The 19,292-nt window shown below is 63.6% G+C and carries 13 protein-coding genes and 4 pseudogenes; 9 read left to right on the forward strand and 8 right to left on the reverse strand.

Annotation, left to right across the window (positions count from 1 at the left end; all coding sequences use genetic code 11):
* Window positions 1-2: 2 nt before the first annotated feature.
* From M1B34_RS30725 to edd, 8 genes and pseudogenes are all read right to left on the reverse strand, one after another.
* Window positions 3-848 (reverse strand): carbohydrate ABC transporter permease, encoded by an 846-nt coding sequence (locus M1B34_RS30725; protein WP_123328552.1) that lies wholly within the window; start codon window positions 846-848, stop codon window positions 3-5.
* The gene (locus M1B34_RS30730) at window positions 841-1,749 is read right to left on the reverse strand and encodes a carbohydrate ABC transporter permease (RefSeq protein WP_110748844.1); all 909 of its coding nucleotides are present in this window, start codon (window positions 1,747-1,749) and stop codon (window positions 841-843) included. The genes M1B34_RS30725 and M1B34_RS30730 overlap by 8 nt, the downstream gene beginning before the upstream one ends.
* 122 nt (window positions 1,750-1,871) lie before the next feature.
* Window positions 1,872-3,163, reverse strand: a pseudogene (locus M1B34_RS30735) (ABC transporter substrate-binding protein).
* 116 nt (window positions 3,164-3,279) lie between these two features.
* Entirely contained in the window at window positions 3,280-4,539 is a 1,260-nt protein-coding gene (locus tag M1B34_RS30740; protein WP_268267077.1) for a D-mannose isomerase, read from the reverse strand.
* Between the two features lie 320 nt (window positions 4,540-4,859).
* A pseudogene (locus M1B34_RS30745) lies at window positions 4,860-6,328 on the reverse strand (ATP-binding protein).
* Window positions 6,318-7,049: a response regulator gene (locus M1B34_RS30750; RefSeq protein WP_123328556.1), complete on the reverse strand. Its 732-nt coding sequence runs from the start codon at window positions 7,047-7,049 to the stop codon at window positions 6,318-6,320. The pseudogene M1B34_RS30745 and the gene M1B34_RS30750 overlap by 11 nt, the downstream one beginning before the upstream one ends.
* A gap of 130 nt (window positions 7,050-7,179) precedes the next feature.
* On the reverse strand, window positions 7,180-8,136 hold the full coding sequence (locus M1B34_RS30755; RefSeq protein WP_268267078.1) for a glucokinase: 957 nt from the start codon (window positions 8,134-8,136) through the stop codon (window positions 7,180-7,182).
* Entirely contained in the window at window positions 8,133-9,959 is a 1,827-nt protein-coding gene (edd, locus tag M1B34_RS30760; protein ID WP_268267079.1) for a phosphogluconate dehydratase, read from the reverse strand. Before edd ends, M1B34_RS30755 begins: the two co-directional genes overlap by 4 nt.
* A 219-nt stretch (window positions 9,960-10,178) precedes the next feature.
* Here edd and gap point away from each other — a divergent pair, with 219 nt between their 5' ends.
* The 9 genes and pseudogenes from gap to M1B34_RS34240 all read left to right on the forward strand — a co-directional run.
* Window positions 10,179-11,183, forward strand: a complete 1,005-nt coding sequence (gene gap / locus M1B34_RS30765) for a type I glyceraldehyde-3-phosphate dehydrogenase (protein WP_123328559.1) — start codon at window positions 10,179-10,181, stop codon at window positions 11,181-11,183.
* Window positions 11,184-11,208: 25 nt separating this feature from the next.
* Entirely contained in the window at window positions 11,209-11,673 is a 465-nt protein-coding gene (locus tag M1B34_RS30770; RefSeq protein WP_123328560.1) for a methylglyoxal synthase, read from the forward strand.
* Window positions 11,674-11,747: 74 nt separating this feature from the next.
* On the forward strand, window positions 11,748-12,266 hold the full coding sequence (locus tag M1B34_RS30775) for an RNA polymerase sigma factor (RefSeq protein ID WP_123328561.1): 519 nt from the start codon (window positions 11,748-11,750) through the stop codon (window positions 12,264-12,266).
* A 118-nt stretch (window positions 12,267-12,384) separates the two neighbouring features.
* On the forward strand, window positions 12,385-13,353 hold the full coding sequence (locus tag M1B34_RS30780) for a FecR family protein (RefSeq protein ID WP_268267080.1): 969 nt from the start codon (window positions 12,385-12,387) through the stop codon (window positions 13,351-13,353).
* Window positions 13,354-13,472: 119 nt separating this feature from the next.
* The gene (locus M1B34_RS30785) at window positions 13,473-16,079 is read left to right on the forward strand and encodes a TonB-dependent receptor (protein ID WP_268267081.1); all 2,607 of its coding nucleotides are present in this window, start codon (window positions 13,473-13,475) and stop codon (window positions 16,077-16,079) included.
* Between the two features lie 112 nt (window positions 16,080-16,191).
* Complete coding sequence (locus tag M1B34_RS30790) at window positions 16,192-16,800, forward strand: biliverdin-producing heme oxygenase (RefSeq protein WP_123328564.1); 609 nt, start codon at window positions 16,192-16,194, stop codon at window positions 16,798-16,800.
* Window positions 16,801-16,918: 118 nt separating this feature from the next.
* Window positions 16,919-17,332 carry a YbaN family protein gene (locus tag M1B34_RS30795; RefSeq protein ID WP_268267082.1) on the forward strand — a complete coding sequence of 138 codons (414 nt, stop codon included), beginning with the start codon at window positions 16,919-16,921 and terminating at the stop codon, window positions 17,330-17,332.
* A gap of 298 nt (window positions 17,333-17,630) precedes the next feature.
* Window positions 17,631-18,770 (forward strand): annotated as a pseudogene (locus tag M1B34_RS34235) (methyl-accepting chemotaxis protein); the annotation flags it as partial.
* A gap of 330 nt (window positions 18,771-19,100) precedes the next feature.
* Window positions 19,101-19,292 (forward strand): annotated as a pseudogene (locus M1B34_RS34240) (methyl-accepting chemotaxis protein); the annotation flags it as partial.

Raw genomic sequence — 19,292 nt, forward strand, 5'->3', positions numbered from 1 at the left:
TTTTACCCCTTGACCGCGCCGGACGTCAGCCCACGCAGGAAATACTTGCCAGCGAATATGTAGACCAGCAGTGTCGGCAGCCCGGCGATCATCGCCGCCGCCATATCAACGTTGTATTCCTTGGCCCCGGTGCTGGTGTTGACCAGGTTGTTCAGGGCCACGGTGATCGGTTGCGCGTCGCCGCTGGCAAACACCACACCGAACAGGAAGTCGTTCCAGATCTGGGTGAACTGCCAGATCAGGCACACCATGACGATCGGCACCGACATCGGCAGCAGGATCTTGCCGAAGATGGTGAAGAACCCGGCACCGTCCAGGCGCGCGGCCTTGACCAGCGCATCGGGGATGCTCACGTAGTAGTTGCGGAAAAACAGCGTGGTGAAGGCCAGCCCGTAGACCACGTGCACCAGCACCAGGCCGGTGGTGGTGTTGGCCAGGCCGAACTTGCCAAGGGTGAATGAGGCCGGCAGCAGCACCGTCTGGAACGGCAGGAAGCAGCCGAACAGCAGCAGGCCGAAGAACAACTGCGAACCGCGGAAGCGCCACATCGACAGCACGTAGCCGTTCATCGCGCCGATAAAGGTCGAGATCAGCACCGCCGGCACGGTGATCTTCACCGAGTTCCAGAAGTAGCCACCCACGGTGTCCCAGGCCTTGAGCCAGCCGATGCCGTCGATCACGGTGGGCCAGCTCAGCAGGTTGCCGGTGCGGATGTCTTCCGGGGTCTTGAAGCTGGTGAGCAGCATCACCACCAGCGGGATCAGGTACACCGCCGCCGCCAGCAGCAAGGTGGCGTAGATGGCGATGCGACTGAAATTGAGGGTCGGTTTGCCAATCGGGTTAGTCATGACGCTTGCCTCGCAGCTCGGAGTACAGGTACGGCACGAGGATGGTCAGCACGGCGCCCAGCATCAGCATGGCGCTGGCCGAACCGATGCCCATCTGGCCACGGCTGAAGGTGAAGGAGTACATGAACATCGCCGGCAGATCGGAGGAGTAGCCCGGGCCACCTGCGGTCATCGCGGCCACCAGGTCGAAGCTCTTGATGGCGATGTGGGCGAGGATCATGAACGCACTGAAAAACACCGGGCGCAGGCTCGGCAGTACGATCTTCAGGTAGATGGTCGGCAGGCTCGCACCGTCGACCTGGGCAGCGCGGATGATCGATTGATCCACCCCACGCAGGCCCGCCAGGAACATCGCCATGACAAACCCCGAGGCCTGCCACACCGCGGCGATCACCAGGCAGTAGACCACCCGATCCTGATCCACCAGCCAGTCCAGGCGGAAGCCTTCCCAGCCCCAGTCACGCAGCATTTTGTCCAGACCCAGGCCTGGGTTGAGCAGCCATTTCCAGGCGGTACCGGTGACGATCATCGACAGCGCCATCGGGTACAGGTAGATGGTGCGGATGAAGCCTTCCTTGCGAATGCGCTGGTCCAGCAGCACCGCGAGGAACACCCCGAGCACCAGGCTGATACCGATGAACATGCCGCCGAACAGGGCGAGGTTCTTGCTCGCCACCCACCAGCGGTCGTTGTCCATCAAGCGCATGTATTGCTGCAGGCCAACCCATTTGTAGGTCGGCATGAAGCTGGAATTGGTAAAGGACAGAATGAACGTCCAGATGATGTAACCGTAGAAACCCACCAGCACGATGAGCATGCTCGGCGCCAGCACCAACTTGGGGAGCCAGCGCTGCAGCGCATCGAACGGTGAAGCTTTGCTGAAAACCGCCACAGAGCTCATCGCAATAATCCAGTTAAAACGTAGGAACCGGCTTGCCGGCGAGGCAGGCGCTGCGGTGTGTCAGGCACACCGCGTCGCCCGCAAGCGGGCTCCTACAGAGGGTGAGGTGGACGAGCCGGGGATTACTGGGCGGCTTTGACGGCCGATGCCAGCTGCGCACTGGCCTTGGCCGGGTCCGCATCCTTGTCGTTCATGAAGTTGGTGACCACGTCGAAGATCGCGCCCTGCACAGCCAGGGAAGTGGCCATGTTGTGCGCCATGCTCGGTTGCAGGCCGCCGGTCTTCTCGTCAGCCAGGAAGTCCTTGGCTGCCGCTTGCGCGCAGGAATCGAAACCCAGGCCGCTCATGTCGTTAAGCATGTCGGTGCGCACGGGATCGAACCCTTGTTGATGCTGAAGACCTTCTGGAAGTCCTTGCCCAACGCCACTTTGGCCAGGTCCTGCTGAGCGGCGATATCGCCTTTGCGATCCGCTTTCAGCTTGAACACCGCCAGGGAGTCGATGTTGTAGGTGAAGGCTTTTTCGGTGCCCGGGAACGGTACGCATTGGTAGTCCTTGCCGGCGATTTTCTTCGCCGCGGTCCACTCGCTCTTGGCCCAGTCACCCATCATCTGCATGCCGGCCTTGCCGTTGATCACGTCGGCGGCGGCGATGTTCCAGTCACGCCCGGCACGGTTGGGGTCCATGTAGCCGGTGATTTTTTTCAGCTCGGTGAAAGTCTTGGTCATCTCCGGGCCGGACAGGGTCTTCTGGTCCAGGTCGACCAGGGCCTTCTTGTAGCCATCGGCGCCCATGACCGAGAGCACCACACCTTCGAACACGGTGCTGTCCTGCCATGGCTGGCCGCCGTGGGCCAGGGCGATAAAGCCGGCGGCCTTGAGCTTGTCAGCGGCAGCATAGAATTCTTCGAGGGTGGTCGGGGCTTTGTCGATCCCGGCTTTCTTGAACACTTCCGGGTTGATCCACAGCCAGTTGACCCGGTGGATATTCACCGGCACGGCCACGTAATCGCCTTCGAACTTGACGGTGTCAGAGACTTTTTTCGACAGCAGCTCGTCCCACTTTTCGGACTTGGCGACGTCTTTCAGGGTGTCGGTGCTGAGCAAGCCAGTGCTGCCCCACTCCTGGATGTCCGGGCCTTTGATCTGGGCAACGCCCGGCGGGTTACCGGCCACGGCACGGCTTTTCAGCACGGTCATGGCAGTGGAGCCACCGCCACCGGCGACAGCGCCGTCCTTCCAGGTGAAGCCGTCTTTTTCGACTTGGGCCTTGAGCACATCGACCGCTGCTTTTTCGCCACCCGACGTCCACCAGTGCACGACTTCCACAGAACCTTTGGAATCGGCGGCAAGCGCAGTCAGGGGAAACAATGAGGCGAGGGAAATGACAGTGGCGAGGCGAGAAATCGCATTCATCTGAAGTACCTTTCTTGTTGTTATGCATGCAAGTCTGGTGCTTGCGCTGCACAGGAGTTTAAACAGGGTAGTCGAGCCGCCAGGTAACGAAGCGACGGACAAATGTCACCACATGGTTACATAAGCCGCGAGTTAGAGCCTTCGGCCAATGCCGAGGCCATGCTCGGTGCCAACGGCAACCGCGGAATCAGCACCGCCTGCCAGGCGTGATAGAGGTCGGGCTTGCCTGCCCAGATCTCGGCGCTGGGGCGATTGTCCAGGCCCAGTTCGTGATGCCAGCTGCCGTCGACCCGGTCGATGAAATGGGCCTCGCAAAACTCCCAGAAGCACCGGTACCAGGTTTCGTATTGGGATTCGCCGGTGCGTTTGAGCAAGGCACTGGCGGCGGCGCTGGCTTCGGCATGAGTCCAGTGCAGGCGCTGGCGGACCACGGGCCGGTTGTGCCAGTCCAGGGTGTAGACGATGCCCGGGGCACCGTCCGCGTTCCAGCCGTGGCGCACATTGCTGGCAAACAACTGCTGGGCATCGGACAGCAGCCAGCCCGGGGTCAGCATGCCCGCCTGCCCTCGCGCAGCCTCTAGGTGCAAGAGCAGGCGGGCCCATTCAAAACCGTGACCTGGGGTGGTGCCGAAGGGACGAAAGCCGTCGGCGGGACAGGCCTGGTTGTAGTCCCGCAGGGGCTGCCAGGCCAGGTCGAAATGCTCGACCACCATAAAATCGTTGGCCGCGGCGTGGTGGTGGATCACCCGTTCGACGATGCGCAGGGCGCGGTTGAGCCAGCGCGGGTCCTGGCTGACATCGGCCAGGGCGAGAAAGGCTTCGGTGGCGTGCATGTTGCTGTTGGCGCCACGATAGGCTTCCTCTTCACTCCAGTCGCGGTTGAAGGATTCGCGCAGCGCACCCTCCTCTTCACTCCAAAAGTGCGCCTCGATGACCCCCATGGCCTCTTCAAGCAAAGCCTGGGCACCCGGGCGCCCGGCTACCACCGCGGAGCTGGCAGCCAGGGCAACGAAGGCATGCAGATAGGCGGCCTTGCCGGTGTTGCCATCACGGTGCCCGGCACAGGCGAACCAGCCGCGATGTTCAGCGTCCCGCAGCGGCCCGGCCAGGGCCGCAATCCCGTGGTCAACCAAGTCGGCGTAGCCCGGCAGCCCCTGGATATGGGCCATGGCAAAGCTGTGGGTCATGCGCGCGGTGTTCATGGTTTCGGCGCGGGCATCAGCGGGCAAGCGGCCCTGGGCGTCCAGATTGCCGAAACCTTCGGCCAGCCGCGAAGCCTTGGCGAAATCCAGCAGGCGCAAGCCTTCAGCGGCGAGCCAGGAATGGTGTGCAGGCGCGTTCAGCCAACGGCTGAACGGCTGGGAGGAAGAGTCCATGGGTGACCTGTTGTTGTTTTTATCGAAGGCCTGAGTCTAATCAAGCTATCGCCCGCAGCAGGTAACGAAGGACACAGGAAATGTCACCAACCCGTGACATTCCCCTGCCCGCCTCTGTAGGAGCCGGCTTGCTGGCGATGACGCCCGTGGGGGCGATGGCGGTCTGGAGGCCAAATCGCTGGCAAGCCAGCTCCTACAAAGGCCATGCCCCACAAAACCTGTAGGAGCCGGCTTGCCGGCGATAACGCCCGTGAGGGCAATGATGTTCTAGCGGTCGAATCGCTGGCAAGCCAGCGCCTACAAGCGCCGATGCAGCCTGATCAATCAAAGGTCCGCGGCAGGTACAGGGTCACGCGCAGGCCACCTTCGCGCAGGTTCTGCAGGCTGACTTCGCCGCCGTGGCTGTGGGCGATGTTGCGGGCGATGCCCAGGCCCAGGCCGTAGCCTTGCTGATGGCCCGCCAGGCGGAAGTGCGGTTCGAAAACTTGCTCCAGGCGCTGTTGCGGCACGCCGGGGCCTTCATCATCAACGTGCAGGACAAAACCGTTGTCGTCGTCCTCGATGTACAGGTGGGCGTTCTGCCCGTACTTCAGGGCGTTGTCGATCAGGTTGCCCATGCAGCGCTTGAGCGCCAGGGGCTTGCCCGGGTAACCGGCCAGCGCCCGGCCTTCCTGAGTGACCCGACCATTGCCGTTGGGGGCCAGGTAAGGCTCCACCAGGCAATCGATCACCTGGTTCAGGTCCACAGATTCGATGTTCTCGTGGATGTCCGTGTCCTTGACGCACTGCAGCGCGCCCTTGACCAGCAACTCCAACTCATCCAGGTCGCGACGAACTTGGTTTGCAGCCGTTCGTCCTCCAGCAACTCGACCCGCAAGCGCAGGCGGGTGATGGGGGTACGCAGGTCGTGGGAGATGGCACTGAACAACTGGCTACGTTCGGTCAGGTAGCGGCTGATGCGCTCACGCATGGCGTTGAACGCACGCCCCACTTCCACCACTTCGCTGCCGCCGCCTTCGGCCACCGGCTCCACATCGGCGCCCAGGGACATGTCCCGCGCGGCCCGCGCCAGGCGCTTGAGGGGCCGGCTTTGCCAGTGCACCAATAGGCCGATAAACAGCAACAGAAAGGCACTGGTCAGCAGGATGAACCACACCTGCTGCGCCGGCAGGCCTTGCTCTTCAAGGCTGGTGTAGGGCTCCGGCAACAGCGAGGCGATGTACAGCCACTCCCCCGGCGCCATCTGGATCTGGGTCACCAGCACCGGCGGATTGACCGGTTCCAGGGTCAGGGCGTAGTGAGCCCAGGAACGCGGCAACTCATCGAGCTTGAGACCGCCGTTGAAGATGCGCAGGTCATCGGGGCTGACAAAGGTCACCGAGAGGTCGGCGTCACTGCCCAGGGACTGGCGCAGCACCTGATCCACCGCTCGCAACACCGCTTCCTTGCGCGGCGTCGGGGGCAGCACCTGCATGCCCAGGGGCTTGTCGTTGAGGGTCACGACGAACCGGGTGCCGCCCATGCTGCGCAGCTGGTCCAGGACCAGGGGCCGATAGGCCACAGGCAGGGAACGCAAGTAACTGACGCTGGCCGTCATCGAATGGGCCAGGCTGCGGGCGCTGGTGACCAGGCCTTCGAGCTGGGTGGCGCGCAATTGAGAGACCCAGATCACACTCGACAAGGCCTGGGCGAACAGCACCGCCAGGAGGGTCAGCAAGAGCATGCGGCCGAGCAACGAACGCGGTACTGGCACCCGCCGTAGCAAACGAGCGAAGTGTTCAGTGACCATGGCTGGCAACCACACTGGCTGCCAATTGATAACCGCTGCCGCGCACGGTGCGAATCAGTCGCGGCGGTTTTTCGGTGTCACGCAGGCGCTGACGCAGGCGGCTGACCGCCATGTCGACGATGCGATCCAGGGGCATCAGGTCGCGACCACGGGTCGCGTTGCCGATGGTGTCGCGGTCGAGGATTTCCTGGGGATGATCGAGAAACAGCTTGAGCAGGGCGAAGTCGGCACCGGAGAGAATCACCTCCTCGCCGTCGTTGTGAAACAGCCGGTGGCTGATCATGTCCAGCCGCCAGTCGTCGAAGCACAGCACCTCGCCGCTGCTACGTTCCTGGGCGAACTGAGCACGGCGCAACAAGGCCTTGATCCGCGCCTGCAACTCCCGGGGGCTGAAGGGCTTGCCCAGGTAGTCATCGGCCCCCAGCTCCAGGCCGACGATACGGTCGGCCTCATCGGAGCTGGCGGTGAGCATGATAATCGGCACCTGGTTATGGCGCGGGTGCTGGCGCACCCAGCGGCACAGGCTGAAGCCGTCTTCATCGGGCAACATCACATCGAGAATCACCAGGTCGCTGCTGGCCTCATTCAGAGCCTGGCGAAAGCCGGCACCGTCGGGCGTGCTGCGCACCTGGAAACCGCAACGGCTGAGGTACGTCTCCAGCAGCTCGCGAATTTCCTGATCATCGTCAACCAACAAAATCGACTTACTGACAGAGCTCATGTGGGCCGTCCTTGTTGTTATGGATGGAGCGCGATTATGCCCGAGGAAATGTGGATTGATGTGGTTGGCAAGGAGGAGCATCGCCAGCAAGCCAACTCCCGCAGGAGCTGGCTTGCCAGCGATCAGGGGATCAGCCCTGCGCCTGCTCCAGGGCCACACCGGCGCCGGTCAGCCCGGAGTACGGCGCAGTCACCAGCCACACGGGAATGCCCTTGAAGTAATCACTCATGCAGCCCTTGTCGGCAAAGCACCGGGCAAAGCCGCTCTGGATGAAAAAGTCGGCAAAGCGCGGAATCACCCCTCCGACGATGTACACCCCGCCACGCCCGCCGGTGGTCAGCACGTTGTTGCCGGCCACACGCCCCAGCCAGCAACTGAACTGCTCCAGCACTTCCCGGGCAATCGGGTCGCCGGCCAGGCCCGCGGCGGTGATCGCCTCGGGGGTGTCCAGCACCGGCACATGCCCGTCCACCGCGCAGATCGCCCGATAAACACGGGGCAGGCCGCCGCCGCTCAAGGCCGTCTCGGCACTGACGTGGCCGATTTCACTGTGGATGTGCTGCCAAAGTTGGGTTTCCCGTGGGCTGCTCAGTGGCAGGTCGACGTGGCCACCCTCCCCGGGCAAGGCCGCCCAGCGCCCCTCGCCCAGATCGAGCAAGGTGCCGACCCCCAGCCCGGTGCCTGGGCCAATCACCACAGCCGGGCGCAAGGGTTCAGCAACGCCTTCGCAGACCACGCGGAATTCATCAGGCTGCAAGCGGGTCATGCCCAGGGCCATGGCCGAGAAGTCGTTGACCAGCAACAGCCGCTCCACCTGCAAGGTCTCGCAGAAGGCCTTGCGGCTCAGGCGCCAGTGGTTGTTGGTGAAGCGAAACTCATCCCCGCTGACCGGACCGGCCACCGACAGGCACACCGAACCAATGGCCCCGGGCGCCAGGCCCAGGTCCTTGAGGTAAGCGATGATCGCCGCTTCGGGGTTCGGGTAATCCGCCGTGGCATGAACCTGGATCGAATCCAGTTGCTGGTCTTTCCACAACGCAAACCGTGCGTTGGTTCCTCCGATATCACCGACCAGGGCCAGTTTCACTTGAGCGTCTCCAGGGCAGAAGTAAAGGCGCTGGCGCCCTGCTCCGCCGAGCTGAAGGCCATGCGCATAAAGGCGAAGAGTTCGCGGCCGGTGCCCACGTTATTGCCCAAGAGGCCCTTGGCCGGCTCGCGGGCCGCAAATTCATCGGCGTCCACCTTAAGCTCCAGGGTGCCCTTGACGCCATCCACACGGATGATGTCGCCGTCCAGCACCCGGGCCAGCGCACCGCCCATCTGGGCTTCGGGGCTGACGTGGATGGCCGCCGGGATCTTGCCCGACGCACCGGACATGCGCCCGTCGGTGACCAGCGCCACCTTGAAGCCGCGGTCCTGCAGCACGCCGAGGAACGGCGTCATCTTGTGCAACTCGGGCATGCCATTGGAGCGCGGGCCCTGGAAGCGCATCACCGCGACAAAGTCCTTTTCCAGCTCGCCGGCCTTGAACGCATCGGCCAGGTCTTGCTGGTCCTGGAACACCACCGCCGGTGCTTCGACGATCTGGTGTTCCGGGGCCACGGCAGAGACTTTCATCACCCCGCGACCGAGGTTGCCTTCCATCACCCGCAGGCCGCCCTCAGGCGAGAACGCACGGGCCACCGGACGCAGAATGTTTTCGTCGAGGCTCTCGATCGGGCCATCGCGCCACACCAGCTTGCCGTTCTCCAGGAACGGCTCCTGGGTGTAACGGCTCAGGCCGCGACCGGCCACGGTGTTGACGTCTTCGTGAAGCAGGCCGGCTTCCAGCAGTTCGCGAATCAGGAACGACATGCCCCCGGCCGCCTGGAAGTGGTTGATGTCCGCCTTGCCGTTCGGATAGACGTGGGACAGGGTCGGCACCACCTCGGAAAGGTCGGCCATGTCCTGCCAAGTCAGTTGGATACCCGCCGCCTGGGCGATGGCCGGCATATGCAGGGTGTGGTTGGTGGAACCGCCGGTGGCGTGCAGGGCCACGATGGAGTTGACCAGGGAACGCTCGTCGACGATCTCACCGATCGGGGTGAAGTTGCCGCTCTGCTTGGTCAGGCGCGTGACCTGCTGCGCGGCTTCGTAAGTCAGCGCATCACGCAGCGGCGTGTTGGGGTTGACGAACGAGGCGCCCGGCAAGTGCAGGCCCATGACTTCCATCAGCAACTGGTTGGTGTTGGCGGTGCCGTAGAAGGTGCAGGTGCCCGGGCTGTGGTAGGACTTCATTTCCGACTCCAGCAGCTCTTCGCGGCTGGCCTTGCCCTCGGCGTAACGCTGACGCACATCGGCTTTCTGCTTGTTGGAGATGCCCGAGACCATCGGCCCACCCGGCACAAAGACCATCGGCAAATGACCAAAGCGCAGGGCACCCATCATCAGGCCCGGAACGATCTTGTCGCAGATACCGAGCATCAGCGCCGCGTCGAACATGTTGTGGGACAGTGCCACCGCCGTGGACAGGGCGATCACTTCACGGCTCGGCAGGCTCAATTCCATGCCGGCCTCGCCTTGGGTCACGCCGTCGCACATGGCGGGCGTGCCACCGGCGAACTGGCCGACGGAGCCGATCTCGCGCAGGGCCTTTTTGATCTGTTCCGGAAAATGCTCGTAAGGCTGATGCGCCGAGAGCATGTCGTTATATGACGAAACAATTGCCACGTTGGCGGCATTCATCATGCGCAGGCTGTTTTTATCTTCAGTGCCGCAACCGGCCACGCCGTGGGCGAAGTTCGCACACTGCAGCTTGCCCCGTTGCGGGCCGTCGCTGGCGGCGCCACGAATCAGGGCGAGGTAGGCCTCGCGAGTGGTGCGACTACGGGCGACAAGCCGTTCGGTGACCTCAAGAACGCGGGGATGCATGTGTAGAACTCCAGGCTAACGGATGTGGCGACCTGTTTGTCTATGCTGATCAAAACACCGCTGCAGTGGGATGGCAGCCGTTTTCTTGACCATTTGGACCAGTTGATTCAGGTCACTCGTTGTAGATAAAACAAAATATTGCCACTAAAAAGGCTTGTTTTCTATTTTTATGCGAATAATCTTGTAATTCCAACAACAAAACACGACAGGCGTTTGTTTATGACTCTTCGAATCGCAATCAATGGTTTTGGCCGTATCGGCCGTAACGTCCTGCGCGCACTTTATACCCAAGGCTATCGCCAGGACCTGCAGATCGTCGCCATCAACGATCTGGGCGACAGCTCGATCAATGCCCACCTGCTCAAATACGACACCGTCCACGGCACCTTCGATGCCGACGTCCAGCACGATCAGGAAAGCCTGACCGTCAACGGCGACCGCATCGCCGTCAGCGCCATTCGCAATCCGGCCGAATTGCCTTGGGCCGCCGAAAAGATTGACGTGGTCTTCGAATGCACCGGTCTGTTCACCGACCGTGCCAAAGCCGCCGCGCATATTACCGCCGGCGCCCGCAAAGTGATTATCTCGGCCCCGGCCAAAGGCGCCGACGCCACCGTGGTCTATGGCGTCAACCACGACATTCTGCGCCAGTCGCACCAGGTTATTTCCAACGCTTCGTGCACCACCAACTGCCTGGCACCGGTGGCCCAGGTGCTGCACCGCGAGCTGGGCATCGAAAGCGGCCTGATGACCACCATCCACGCTTACACCAACGACCAGAACCTCACCGACGTCTACCACACCGACCCGTACCGCGCGCGTTCGGCCACCCAGAACATGATCCCGAGCAAGACCGGCGCCGCTGAAGCCGTGGGCCTGGTGCTGCCGGAACTGGCGGGCAAGCTGACCGGCATGGCCGTGCGCGTTCCAGTGATCAACGTGTCCCTGGTGGACCTGACCGTGCAACTCAAGCGCGACACCACCGCCGAAGAGGTCAACGCCCTGCTCAAGGACGCGGCCCAGCACTCGAAGATCCTCGGCTACAACACCCTGCCGCTGGTCTCCAGCGACTTCAACCACAACCCGCTGTCGTCGATCTTCGACGCCAACCACACCAAAGTCAGCGGCGGTAAGCTGCTCAAGGTCCTGGCCTGGTACGACAACGAGTGGGGCTTCTCCAACCGCATGCTGGATAACTGCCTGGCGCTGTGCAACGCCGAGTAAGGGGCCACTTGTGGAACAGCAACCGATGATCGGGATCAGCTTCACGGAAAAGACCATGGCGGCGCGCAAGCGCATCGCCTTGGTCGCCCACGACCACTGCAAGGTATTTCTGCTGGGCTGGGCCGAGCGGCACAAGGCCCAGCTCGCCGAGCACGACCTGGTTGCCACCGGCACCACCGGCCTGCTGCTGAGCACGCGCCTGGGGCTGCCGGTGGAGAGCATGATCAGCGGCCCCCTGGGCGGTGACCAACAGTTGGGCGCACAGATTGCCGAGCAGAAAGTCGACATGCTGGTGTTCTTCTGGGACCCCTTCGAGCCCCAGCCCCACGACCCGGATATCAAGGCCCTGCTCAGGGTCGCGGCGGTGTGGAATATCCCGGTGGCCTGCAACGAATGCAGCGCCGACTACCTGCTCAGCAGCCCGCTGATGAGCCAGGCCCACAGCCATCGAATTCCCGACTACCAGGCCTACCTCGCCGCCCGGCGCTGATTCACATCGGGCTTGACCAAGTGCGCAGATGATAAGCATTATCATCTGCTGGAAAAATTGGATCAGGCCCTGCTGTGAGTCAATCTCGCTTCAATCATGTCTTTCTCACCCAACGAATCTCCCTGCTGCGCACCCTGGAGCGGATGGTCAACAACCACAGCACCGCCGAGGACCTGCTGCAGGAAACCTACCTGCGCGTGACCCGGGCCTTGAGCGAGCGCCCGATCGATCATTTGGAACCCTTCGTCTTCCAGACCGCCCGCAACCTGGCCCTGGATCACCTGCGGGCACGGCGCATTCAGGCCCGTACCCTGCTGGACGATGTGCCGCTGGATGTCGTGGAAAACGTCGCCGCCCCCACCAGCAGTGCCGAAGACGCGGCTCACGCCGAACAATTGCTCGAGCGCCTGAACATCAGCCTCAACCAGCTCAGCACGCGCCAGCAGCGGATTTTCATCCTCAGCCGCCTGCACGGCCAGAGCTACCAGGAGATCGCCGATCAACTGAGCGTGTCCCCCAGCACCGTGCAAAAGGAACTCAAGCTGATCATGGCCATCTGCATGGGTGTCGCCGAACGCTTGAACGAGTACTGAGCCCCTACGCCGGCCGGCATCGGGATCACCCGCCAGGGCCAGCCCTTTGCTACCCTTCAGCGGTTTTCGCCTTTCTTCTAAAAAAACAGCTGTGCACACACGCAGCCAAGGAACACCCGTGACGGATATTCACCGCTCTCTGCCGCCCCACCCGGCCGAGAACACATCAAGCAACCTTGCCATGGATCAGGCGCTGGATTGGCTGATCAAGCTGGAGAACCCGAGCGCGGAACACACCCGGCAGTTCGAGGACTGGCTGGCCGCCTCGCCGCTCAACGCTCCGGCCTTTGCCAAGGCCGAGGCGATCTGGAATGGCGCCGTGGTGCAGCAGGCCGCCGGCAACCTCAATGCCCGGCGCCGGGCCCGCCCACTGGCACGCTTGCGACCGCACTGGAAACCCCTGGCCACCGCCGCCGTGCTGATCCTCGGCCTGTTCAGCTTCAGCAACCTGCCCTTGCGACTGCAGGCCGACCACCTGACCCAGGTCGGTGAACGCCAACGCCTGCAGCTGGCGGACGGATCGAAAGTGCTGCTCAACACCAATTCGGCGTTCTCCAGCCACATCGACGAAGGCCAACGGGTGGCACGGCTGTACCAGGGCGAGGCGTTTTTCGAGGTCCCGGGCGATCGCGAGCAACCCCTGGAACTGGAAGCCGGCCCGGTCAAGGCCAGCGTGCGCGACACCAGCTTCGCCGTGCGCTACCTGGACGGCGTGGCCCAGGTCCAGGTGCAGCGTGGCGATGTCGACCTGCGCGCCGCCCATAACGATGCCCGGGTGCGTCTGTCCGCCGGGGAAAGCATCCGCGTCGGCCCCAATGGTTTCGACCGCCCGGCCAAACTCGACCAGAACACCGACCTGGCGTGGGTCCAGGGCCGACTGGTGTTCGAGAACTGCCCGATGAGCCAGGTCCTGGCTGAACTGGAGCGCTACTACCCCGGCTGGATCGTCAACAACAACCCGCGCCTGGCCCAGGTTGCGGTCACCGGCAACTACCGCCTCGACCAGCCCCTGGACGTGGTGCGCTCCCTCGCCCAGATCACCTCGGCACGGGTTTCGGAGTACCCGGCACTGGTGATTCTCAACTGAGAATAATTATTTTTACGCGATAGCCGAGGGTCAGACGTCTCGTTATAGCCAATGCAATTGATTCGCATTTTTAATGCGAGCCTGCACCTATAAGATTCGTGCGACCCGGAGCGCTATCGATGTCCCTTCGCCTCAACAGCCGATCCACCTTCCCTGCCTCGCGCCTGCAACACAGCACGCTGTCGTTGCTGACCGCCGCCATCCTGCTGGCCGGAGCCCACGCCGCGCCGGTCCTGGCCGCCGAGGCGCCAGCCCCGTCCAGGCACAGCATGGGCGATTACCGCTTTGCAATTGAACAGCAGCCACTGGTCTCGGCGCTCAACGCCTTTACCGCGGTCACCGGCTGGCAAGTGGGCCTGCCGGCCGAACTGGGCACAGGCGTCACCTCCCCCGGCGTGCGCGGTTCGCTGAGCGCGGAGAAAGCCCTGGATCGCCTGTTGGTCGGCACCAACCTGAGCTACCGCAAGCTGGGCAGCAACAACATCGTCCTGGAAAAACGCAGCACCGCCGACGTGGTGAACCTGCAACAGATGACCATCAGCGCCACCCGCCAGGAGCAGGACGTGACCACGGTCCCCAGCACCGTCAGCGTCCAGGAGCGGCGTGAACTGGACCGGCAGAACGTCAACAACATCAAGGAACTGACCCGCTATGAGCCGGGGGTTTCGGTGGGCGGCGCCGGCCTGCGCGGCGGCGGTATCAGCGGCTACAACATTCGCGGCATCGACGGCGACCGGATCCTCACTCAGGTCGACGGCGTCGAGGTGCCCAACAGCTTCTTCAACGGCCCCTACGCCGAGACCCATCGCAACTACGTCGACCCGGAAATCATCAAGCGCGTGGAAATCCTCCGTGGCCCGGCCTCGGCGCTCTACGGCAGCAACGCCATTGGCGGCGCCGTGAGCTACTTCACCCTCGACCCGGACGACATCATCAAGCCCGGCCAGGACGTCGGTGCCCGCCTGAAGACCGGCTACAGTTCGGCCAACAACAGCTGGCTGACCTCCGCCACCGTTGCCGGGCGCCAAGATCAGTTCGACGGCCTGCTGCACCTGAGCCAGCGCAACGGGCGCGAAACCGAATCCTACGGCAGCACCGGCGGCACCGGCCTGGACCGCACCGAAGCCAACCCGGAAACCGTGCGCACCACCAACGTGCTGGCCAAGCTGGGCTGGAACTATAACGACGACTCGCGCCTGGGCCTGACCTACGAGCGCTACAAGGATGACCGCGACAGCAACCAGCGCAGCGTGGTCGGCGGCATGTTCTTCAACGGCGTGGGCACCAACTGGTATCGCGCCCGCACCGCCAACGACACCATCACCCGCGAGCGCTTCGGCCTGGAACACAGCTTTGCCCTGGACAGCCTGCTGGCGGACCGGCTCAAGTGGAGCCTGAACTACCAGACCGCCAAGACCGACCAGCACGCCGATGAGATCTACCAGGTTGGGCGTCGCGTGGCCCGTACCCGCGACACCCTCTATCAGGAAAAACAGTGGGTCTTCGACGCTCAGTTGGACAAGGCCTTTACCATCGCCGACACCGACCACTTGCTGACCTACGGCACCACCCTCAAGCAACAGAAAGTGACCGGCTACCGCTACGGCACCGCGACCTGCCTGAACGTGGCCGGCACCTGCACCGCGATCGGCGCGCCCAGCGGCACAGCCTCGGACAGCATCGCCAAATCCAGCGACTTCCCGGACCCGACCATCAACACCTACGCGCTGTTCGTGCAGGACCAGATCCACTGGAACGACTGGACCTTCCTGCCCAGCCTGCGCTACGACTACACCCAGCTCAAACCCCACGTGACCGATGAGTTCATCAACACCATCAGGACCGCCGGGGGCACCGCTGCCGAGATCGATGACAGCGAAAAAACCTGGCATCGCCTGTCGCCCAAGTTCGGCCTGACCTACGCCCTGACTGACCAATACACCTGGTACGGCCAGTACGCCGAAGGCTTCCGCACGCCGACCGCCAAGGCCTTGTACGGCCGCTTCGAGAACCCGGGTGCGGGGTATTCGGTAGAGCCCAATCCGGACCTGAAACCGGAGAAGAGCAAAAGCTGGGAGACCGGCCTGCGGGGTAACTTCGAGCACGGCAACTTCGATGTGGCGGTGTTCTACAACAAGTACCGCGACTTCATTAACGAAGACGCCATCGCCCCCGGCTACAGCCAGGTCAAGTTCCAGTCAGAGAACATCAAGCACGCCACCATCAAGGGCGCGGAAGTCAAAGGCCGCCTCAACCTGGATGCCCTGGGCGCCACTCCCGGTCTCTACACCCAAGGCTCGGTGGCCTATGCCTACGGCCGCAATGACGACAGCGGCCAGCCGCTCAACAGCGTCAACCCGCTCAAGGGCGTGTTTGGCCTGGGCTACGAGCAGGACACCTACGGCGCCTTGCTGAGCTGGACCCTGGTCAAGCGCAAGGACCGGGTCGACGACAGCTCGTTCAAGGCCCCGGACGGTCTGGTCAGCAGCAGCCAGTTCAAGACCCCGGGCTTCGGCATCCTCGACCTGAGCGGCTACTACAAGGTCACCGACGACGTCACCGTCAACGCCGGCCTCTACAACCTGACCGACAAGAAGTACTGGAACTGGGACGACGTGCGCGGCTACGACGGCGTCGGCGAGGCCGGCGTGCTCAACCCGGCCAACCTCGACCGCCTCACCGCCCCGGGGCGTAACGTCTTGGTCAACCTGATCTGGGATATCTGACCCCGCTCCCGTCCACGGCTCCCTACCTCGGGAGCCGTGGATGTTTTTTACGGTGCCAGGCGCCGTTATTCGTCTAGTCACTTATGTGCCGCTCATTCCCCAGGACTTGTTCATGACCACCCAGGACTCCCCGCAACGTGCCACCCTGCGCTCTCAGCGCTTGAACCAGATCACCCACGAACCCCACGCCAAGCTTGATGCCCTGGTCAAGGCCCACGCGCCCTTCGAGACGCGCAGCAGCTTCGCCCGTTTCGTCGTCGCCCAATACCTGTTCCAGTCGGAATTGGTGGGGCTGTACAACGACCCCCAATTGATTGCCCTGGTGCCGGACCTGGCCGCTCGCTGCCGGGCCGATGCCGCTAAGGCCGACCTGGCCGACCTCGACACCGCCGTCCCTGCACCCGTACCCGGCGCAGTGCACAACCCGAGCCGGGCCGAAGCCCTGGGCTGGCTGTTCGTCTCCGAAGGCTCCAAGCTCGGCGCCGCCTTCCTGATCAAACGGGCCGTGGGCCTGGGCCTGAGTGACAGCTTCGGGGCCCGGCACCTGGGCGAACCGGCCGGCGGTCGCGCCGAAGGCTGGAAGCAGTTCGTCAAGACACTCGATGGCCTGACCTTCAGCGCCGAAGAAGAAGCCGCCGCCGACCAGGGCGCCCTGGATGCCTTCAACCGCTTTACCGTGTTGCTCGAACAGGCTTACGCCGACACCGCCGAACTGGCATAAACCGTCGATCGCGGGCAAGCTGGCCACCTGGTCGCGCGCTTGCCCGCACGGGCCACTGATCGGACCGCCGCGTCATCAGGATTGAGCGCTCCCCGCTCGACACCTCATCATCGAAGCCATGACCCCTACACCTCTCCCCCGCTCCCGACTCTCGCGCCTGCTGTTCGCCCTGCTGGCCTACACCAGCCTGGCCATCGGCCTGGTCGCCATCGTCGTGCCCGGGCTGCCGACCACCGAGTTCATCCTCCTGGCCGCCTGGGCCGCCACCAAGAGTTCGCCCCGGCTCAGCGCCTGGCTGGAACAGCACCGGCTGTTCGGCCCGATTCTCAACAACTGGCGCAATGGCCGGATCATCCAGCGCCGCGCCAAGGTCAGTGCCACCCTGAGCATGCTGCTGTGCGCCGGCCTGATGCTGACCCTGCTCACCCACCATTGGACGATGTACCTGGCCATCGCCGGCATGGCCCTGGGCAACCTGTGGATCTGGTCACGACCGGAACGCCTGCCCTCCCTCGCCCCGGGTGATGCCTAGACACGGGGCCCGCCTGTTGCGGCCTATGACCGCTCGTCGGCTGCGTCTCACACAACGGCCGGCCAAGCCGATGTTCGGGGGATAGCGCTGAATGGACTTGGCGACCGGAGCCTCCCCCGGCTCCCCGATTGCCCGTCCATTCGCGAGTTTGCCCCCTATGTTCGACGCCCTGTCCATTCGCCTGAAAATCGTTCTGTTGTCCGGCCTCTGCCTGCTCGGCGTGGTGGGCCTGATCGTCGGCATGAACCTCTACCAGACCCAGCAGAACAACCAACTGATCAGCACCTCCAGCAGCCGCATGCTCACCGACAGTGTGGAAAACCTGTTGCAGGCCCGGGCTGCCGAACAGGCGGTGAACCTGCAAAAGACTTTCGGCGCCAACCTGCTGGTGATCACCGCCCTGGCCGACCAGGCCAATGACCTGCGACGCCTGGCCGGCCAGCGTGGGCTGGACGCCGCGGCCCTGCGTGAAGAACTCAACCAGAGCCTGAAGACCGCCTTCGAACGCAACCCCAAGGTGCTGGGCATCTGGCTGGCCTACGAACCCAACGCCCTGGACGGCAAGGACAGCGAGTTCACCCAGGATGCCACCCGCGGCGCCAACGAAGCCGGACGCTTTGCCAGTTACTGGAGCCGCGCCGGCGGCACCGGGCTGAACACGGTGATGCTGGAAGCGGACCTGAACAAGACCAGCCTGAGCCTCAGCGGCACCCCCTACAACAGCTGGTACACCTGCCCCCGGGACAGCAAGCGCACCTGCCTGCTGGACCCGTATGCCGACACCGTGGGCGGCAAGCTGATGCTGATGACCACCATTTCCCTGCCGCTGCTGGCGAACGGCAAGGTCATCGGGGTGATCGGCGTGGACATCGCCCTCGACTCCCTGCAAGCCGCGGCCGGCGAGGCCCAGCGCGGCCTGTTCAACGGCGCCGGGCGGATGTTGATCGTCTCTGGCAGCGGCGTGCTTGCCGCCTACAGTGGCGATACGGCGCAGGTCGGCAAGGGCATTGCCGAAACCCTGGGCGCCGAAGGCAAAGAGGTGTTGCAGTCCCTCGGCAGCCCGACGGCGAAAACCCTCAAGCAGGGTGAACTGATCCGCGCGGTCTACCCGGTCAGCCCGATCCCCGACGCCAATCCTTGGGGCGTGGCCATCGACCTGCCGCAACAAGTGCTGCTGGCCGATTCGGTGAAGCTCCAGGCCCTGCTCGACCGGGAGCAAACCAGCGGCACCCTCAAGGCTTTGCTGGTGGCCGTCGGCGCCGGCCTGGTCGGCCTGTTGTTGATCTGGCTCACGGCGTCCGGGGTGACTCGGCCGATCAACAGCGTGGCGCAGATGCTCAAGGCCATCGCCAGTGGTGACGGCGACCTGACCCAACGCCTGCAGTACAACAAGAGCGATGAGCTGGGGGCCTTGGTGCAGGCCTTCAACCAGTTCCTCGACAAGCTGCAACCGACCATTGCCCAGATCAAGCAAAGCATCACCGATGCCCGGGGCACCGCCGACCAGTCCTCGGCCATCGCCCGGCAGACCAGCGAAGGCATGCAGGTGCAGTTCCGCGAGATCGACCAGGTGGCCACCGCCTCCAATGAAATGAGCGCCACCGCCCATGACGTCGCCAACAGCGCCTCCAACGCGGCCCAGGCGGCACGCGGCGCTGACCAGTCGGCCAAAGAAGGCATGACCATCATCGAACGCAGCACCCGGGACATCAGCCTGCTCGCCGATGAAGTCAGCAAGGCGGTGACCGAGGTCGAGGCCCTGGCGGTCAACAGCGAACAGATCGGTTCGGTGCTGGAAGTGATCCGCAGCATCGCCGAACAGACCAACCTGCTGGCTCTCAACGCCGCCATCGAAGCCGCCCGGGCCGGTGAGCAGGGGCGCGGTTTTGCCGTGGTCGCCGACGAGGTGCGGACCCTGGCCAAGCGCACTCAAGCAATCCACCGAAGAGATCGAACAGAT

Origin of the sequence: Pseudomonas morbosilactucae (assembly GCF_023241715.1) — a bacterium.
GTDB classification, from domain to species: domain Bacteria; phylum Pseudomonadota; class Gammaproteobacteria; order Pseudomonadales; family Pseudomonadaceae; genus Aquipseudomonas; species Aquipseudomonas morbosilactucae.